Below are 4804 nucleotides of genomic sequence, written 5' to 3'. Positions count from 1 at the left end.
CTTATCCCTCCAACGCGTTCTAGAAAGTGCGGTCCTCGAAGGGGTGAAAAACCCGAACGCCGCCGCGCGGCCATGCCGCCCGACATCACGACGATGCCGAAAGTCGCGCCGTCACGAATAAGATGGGTTAGCTCCAAAGCCGTCCCTCGACCGTCTATCGACTGGCGGCCAGCCGCCGGGGCATGAGCGACGTTTGTTGATGGGTTTCTGCCAACCGTAAAGCTAACGCTTTTCTCTTACCTTGGCTCTTACTTCAGCCCGGAAGCGCCTTTGGTGATTTTTGGTAATCATTGATTTTATTGGCGGTCCCGAAGGGATTCGAACCCCTGACCTTCGGTTTAGGAAACCGCTGCTCTATCCTGCTGAGCTACGGGACCGTGAGACCGGCTTTTATCATGAGGCCGTCGAGTTTGAAAAATGCCGAGCCGTCAGGCGCTCGCGGCCGCTCTGCCGCGCTCGCGCGCGCCGCTGAGTCCCCTTTCGCCTAACGCAGGACGGGCTTGCCGCCTCAGCGCGCGGGGGTCGGATCGTCCTCGAGCTCCATCTCTTCGACGTGGGGAGACCGGAACTGCTCGTGATCCGCTTTCTGATCCCAATAGAACGGTGATTTATAATAGAGCGCAATGTCGTGAAAAGGGTCGGTCACAATCTTGACGGCCCACACGGCCGCGGTCATCGGGCCTTGCTGTATGACAAGTTGGACGATGCGGAAGAGGAACCCGCCGGCGCCGACGGCGAACCAGATATATCCAACCTGGCGGATAATCTCGCCCGCGTTGGTCGCCGGCTTGACCCAGCCTAACAAGGAGGGATCGATCAGCAAAAGTAGGGGCGACAGGGCCCAAATAGCGATCAGAATCCGCTTGCGATGCAGATTGTAGCCGACCTTAATGCGTTCCTTGTATTCCTGGGTCGCGTGATTGATTTCGTCGTAGCCTCTCGGCTCGAAGAAGAAATGTCCCGACTGTCGCGAAACCATCGACACGAGCCATGCGACCAAGGCCGCCTGCGCGGGGTCTCGGAACAGGATCGCGTAGCAGTAAAGAAAGCTGATCGCGCTGACGAAATGCAGCGATTGGTTGACCCGGCTGTGGTGGTAGTAGCGATGGTCATCCCATCGTTGCGCTTTGAGAGATGAAAAAAAGCCACCCATGTGGAACCTATGGCGTTTGGCCGTCTATAGACATCTTTTCTCTTTTTGCGTGAAATGAACGTGACAGTTTTTCGTAACAATTTTGTATTTGTTGAGCGCCTGTCATCTGAGACCGAATTGGCGCCGGCAGCTCTTCAATCGGGCAAACGCATCAGGGGTACGCCGACACGAATCCGAGCGCCGGTCTCGACTCCCGCGCACAAGGAAAAGCCCATTGGCGCAAAGGCGATGATGGTCGAGCCATGCTCGAACCACCCCATCTGCTGGCCTTTGGTCAAACTCGCGTTGCATGCAAAGACGTTCGGCCCCTCGTGAGCCGCGCTGAGCGTCATATCGAGAAAGTCGAAACGCATGGAGGCGACGAGCACCGCCGCGACTGGCGCCAGCGTAATCGAATGGCCCGTCGCCGCGAGTTTGCCGCGAATCACCGCCCGCTCGTTTTTGCAGAATAATTTCTCCACGCGCCTCAAGGCGATTGGATTGACGTTCCACACATCGCCGGAGAAATAGGTGAGGCGCTCGATACGGCAGTCATGCGGGGCGTGGAAGCGGTGATACATGCTCGACGTCAGCCGCAAGGTGGCGTAGCAGCCGTCGCGGTGGGCCTCGACAAGCTCCGGATCGTGCAGAAGTTCGCCGATGTCGTAAGGCGAGCCTTTGATCTGCAGGACTTCGCTGCCCTCGATGAGCCCGCAGGCGCCGACAATGGCGTCGCAGGGACTGGCCAATATCTCCGGCCTCATGTCGATCGGCCGCGCGCCGTCCTGTAATTCACGCACAAAACAATCGTGCAGACTGCGAAATTCCCGCTTCTTTGCGTCGCTCAAATCAAGATCGGCAAACAAGCGCCAAACGCCGATCGAAACGTCGCGCACCAACGGGCGCTCGATCTTACTGAACCAGCCCATGAAGCGAGTCAGCGCAAAGCGCGGAATGCGGTTGGTGAGCAGGAAGTTGATGTCTTCCTGCTCCGCGAAACGTGACAGCTGGCGTCGGATATTCACGGAGCGGTCAACTATGATGGCTAGGCTTCCGATTTATGACAATTGAAATTCCGCTCGTTCTTTATGGGCTCGGGGCCGCGGCGCTCGCCGCCTCTATCGTTGCGCTCAAACGCCGGCTTGATCTTTCGCGCGCCAAACATGGCTCGCTTGCCGGCCATGCGCGCTTGGCGCGTCGCCTGGCGTCTTTCCTCCCGTTTTATGAGTATGACGAGGCGCGCTTTTTCTGCTGCGACGGCGCGCCTCCCGAAGTCGCCGCGCGACGCCGAGAAGGATTCATGCGTCTTGCCGGAATTTTTCGCGACCGCTTTCCAGCGACGAACCGCCTGAGCGGGCAAGCGGCCGAAAGCGTTTCGGATTTGCAATTCACCGAACGTTACCGCACGCCGTTCCAATTCAGCCGATATGTCGCGCGGCATTTGCCGTCCGGCGCGTTCATGCGCGCTTCGTCCGGCGTCACGCTGACCGATCTCGATGGAAATGTGTTTTACGACCTTGCCGCCTCTTACGGCGTCAATGTATTCGGCAATGATTTTTACAAGGAGACAATCGCCGAAGGCGCAGAGGACGCGCGGGAGCTTGGGCCAGTGCTTGGCCCCTATCATCCCGCAATCGCCGACAATGCGCGCATTCTAAGAGAGATCTCAGGTCTCGACGAAGTGTCGTTCCACATGTCCGGCACCGAAGCGGTGATGCAGGCGGTCCGGCTGGCGCGTTATCATACGCGCCGCTCTCGTCTGGTTCGCTTCTGCGGCGCTTTTCACGGTTGGTGGGGCGACGTGCAGCCGGGGATCGGCAATCCTTCGTCGGCGGATGAAACGCTCACCTTGAGCGAAATGTCGCCGGCGACGCTTCACGTCCTGCGGACCCGACGCGACATCGCCTGCGTTCTCGTTAATCCTTTGCAAGCTCTCGCGCCAAATGCGCCGGCGCCTTCGGATTCATCGCTCATCGACAGCGCTCGCGCGGCGCATTTCGACAAAGCGGCCTATACGCAATGGCTAAAGGAGCTACGCGCCGTTTGCTCGGATCGCGGCATAGCGCTCATCTTCGATGAAGTGCTCGTCGGCTTTCGCTTGGCGCGCGGCGGCGCACAGGAATATTTTGGCGTTAAGGCCGATCTCGTCACTTACGGCAAGACGCTCGGCGGCGGCTTGCCGATCGGCGTGGTCTGCGGTCGAAAAGATTTGATGCGGCGCTTTCGCGACGATCGGCCGGCCGACATCTGTTTCGCTCGAGGCACCTTTAATTCTCACCCTAATGTGATGTGCGCGATGCGGAGCTTCTTGCAGCGACTTGATACGCCCGCTTGCCGCGACCTTTATCATGATCTCGACGCCGTCTGGGATGAGCGCGCGCGGCGCCTCAACGCGCGCTTCGAAATGGAAGCGCTTCCGCTACGGGTCGCCAATATGTCGACCATATGGATGATCTGCTACACCCAACCCTCACGCTATAATTGGATGCTTCAATATTATCTGCGCGCCGAAGGCCTCGCTTTGCCTTGGACCGGAACGGGACGCCTGATCTTCAGCCTTAATTACGCCGAAAGCGATTTTGCGGCGGTGGTGGAACGCTTCGTGGCTGCGGCGAAGGCGATGCGCGACGACGGCTGGTGGCGTATCGCGCTCGGCGTGACGAACAAGGCGATTCGCCGTGGCGTTCTCAAGGAAATGATCGCGCATCGGCTGTTCAGCTGATGCGCAAACGAGGAGAGGACAAAGGCGGCGCTCAGGAAATAGCCTGCGCCGCTTCTTCAAGTTGCGTGATGCATGCGCCCCAGCCGTCGAAAAATCCCAGCTCTTCGTGCCGCCGGCGCTCGGCGTCGTCCTTGTGCATCACGCGGGCGACGTAACGCGTGCCGGAGCCCTCGTCGGCCATGGTCAGGATCGCCGTGAAGGCGAGCCACGGCGAGGCGGGACGCCAGCCGCCTTTCAGCATCGACGTGAAGACGATTCTCTCCTGTGGCGCAATATCGAGAAAGCAGCCCGGATTGTCGCTTTCTCCGCCGTCCGGTCCGCTCATGAAAGTGTGGAAGGCGCCGCCGGGATAAAAATCGAAGGCGCGCACTTCCGTTGTCCAGGGCCGAGGGCACCACCATTCCTTGAGCAGCGCCGGATCCGCCCAGGCCTGCCAGACGCATGCCCGCGGAACGTTCAGAAAGCGGGAAATTTCAAGATCGAGACTTTGACCGTTCATCCTTCTCCTCGCATTTCTCCAGGAACGCGTCCAGCCGATCGAAGCGCGCTTCCCATTAAGCACGTTGGCGCGCGAGCCATGCCTGCACGGCGTCAAACCGTTTCGGCTGGATGCGGCAGGTGCGCACGCGGCCGATCTTACGGCTCGTCACCAAGCCGCTCTGCTCCAAAGCCTGCAAATGCTGCATGACCGCTGGGAGCGATATTTTAAGCGGTTTGGCCAATTCGCTGACATTCGCCGGCCCGCGCGCAAGGCGCTCGATCATGGCGCGCCGAGTCGGATCGGCGAGCGCAGAGAACATGAGATCGAGCTTCTCCGAACGCTTAGCATTACAGTTGCGAATTTTTATGAACTCTGAATCACTGGCTCACCATGATTCGTCATGGGAGCGTGGTGATGACGGGCGCTTCGATTGAAACGACGCTGGAGCTTTGGGCGTCGTCGTTGCGTG

The 4804-nt window shown here is 59.3% G+C and carries 4 protein-coding genes, 1 tRNA gene and 1 pseudogene; 1 reads left to right on the top strand and 5 read right to left on the bottom strand.

Annotation, left to right across the window (positions count from 1 at the left end; translation table 11 throughout):
* Positions 1–300: 300 nt before the first annotated feature.
* From AB7I51_RS17665 to asd, 3 genes are all read right to left on the bottom strand, one after another.
* Positions 301–377, bottom strand: a tRNA-Arg gene (locus tag AB7I51_RS17665).
* Between the two features lie 131 nt (positions 378–508).
* Positions 509–1153, bottom strand: coding sequence for a hypothetical protein (locus tag AB7I51_RS17660; protein WP_428405584.1), 645 nt, complete (start codon positions 1151–1153; stop codon positions 509–511).
* A gap of 134 nt (positions 1154–1287) precedes the next feature.
* Positions 1288–2157: an archaetidylserine decarboxylase gene (gene asd / locus AB7I51_RS17655; protein ID WP_428405585.1), complete on the bottom strand. Its 870-nt coding sequence runs from the start codon at positions 2155–2157 to the stop codon at positions 1288–1290.
* A gap of 35 nt (positions 2158–2192) precedes the next feature.
* Between asd and AB7I51_RS17650 the strand changes: the two genes are divergently transcribed.
* The gene (locus tag AB7I51_RS17650; RefSeq protein WP_428405586.1) at positions 2193–3854 is read left to right on the top strand and encodes an aminotransferase class III-fold pyridoxal phosphate-dependent enzyme; all 1662 of its coding nucleotides are present in this window, start codon (positions 2193–2195) and stop codon (positions 3852–3854) included.
* A gap of 31 nt (positions 3855–3885) precedes the next feature.
* Here AB7I51_RS17650 and AB7I51_RS17645 read toward each other — a convergent pair whose 3' ends face one another.
* Positions 3886–4353, bottom strand: a complete 468-nt coding sequence (locus tag AB7I51_RS17645; protein ID WP_428405587.1) for an SRPBCC family protein — start codon at positions 4351–4353, stop codon at positions 3886–3888.
* A gap of 58 nt (positions 4354–4411) precedes the next feature.
* A pseudogene (locus AB7I51_RS17640) lies at positions 4412–4654 on the bottom strand (ArsR/SmtB family transcription factor); the annotation flags it as partial.
* Positions 4655–4804 lie beyond the last annotated feature (150 nt).

The organism is Methylocystis sp. (assembly GCF_050246715.1).
GTDB lineage: Bacteria > Pseudomonadota > Alphaproteobacteria > Rhizobiales > Beijerinckiaceae > Methylocystis.
Note: the sequence above shows the minus strand (reverse complement) of the source record. Positions and strands in the feature narration are given on the sequence as shown.

Excerpts from the sequence above, each read along its gene's own strand:
- AB7I51_RS17660 (WP_428405584.1), bottom strand. The coding sequence starts at position 1,153 with ATGGGTGGCTTTTTTTCATCTCTCAAAGCGCAACGATGGGATGACCAT.
- AB7I51_RS17650 (WP_428405586.1), top strand. The coding sequence starts at position 2,193 with ATGACAATTGAAATTCCGCTCGTTCTTTATGGGCTCGGGGCCGCGGCG.
- AB7I51_RS17645 (WP_428405587.1), bottom strand. The coding sequence starts at position 4,353 with ATGAACGGTCAAAGTCTCGATCTTGAAATTTCCCGCTTTCTGAACGTT.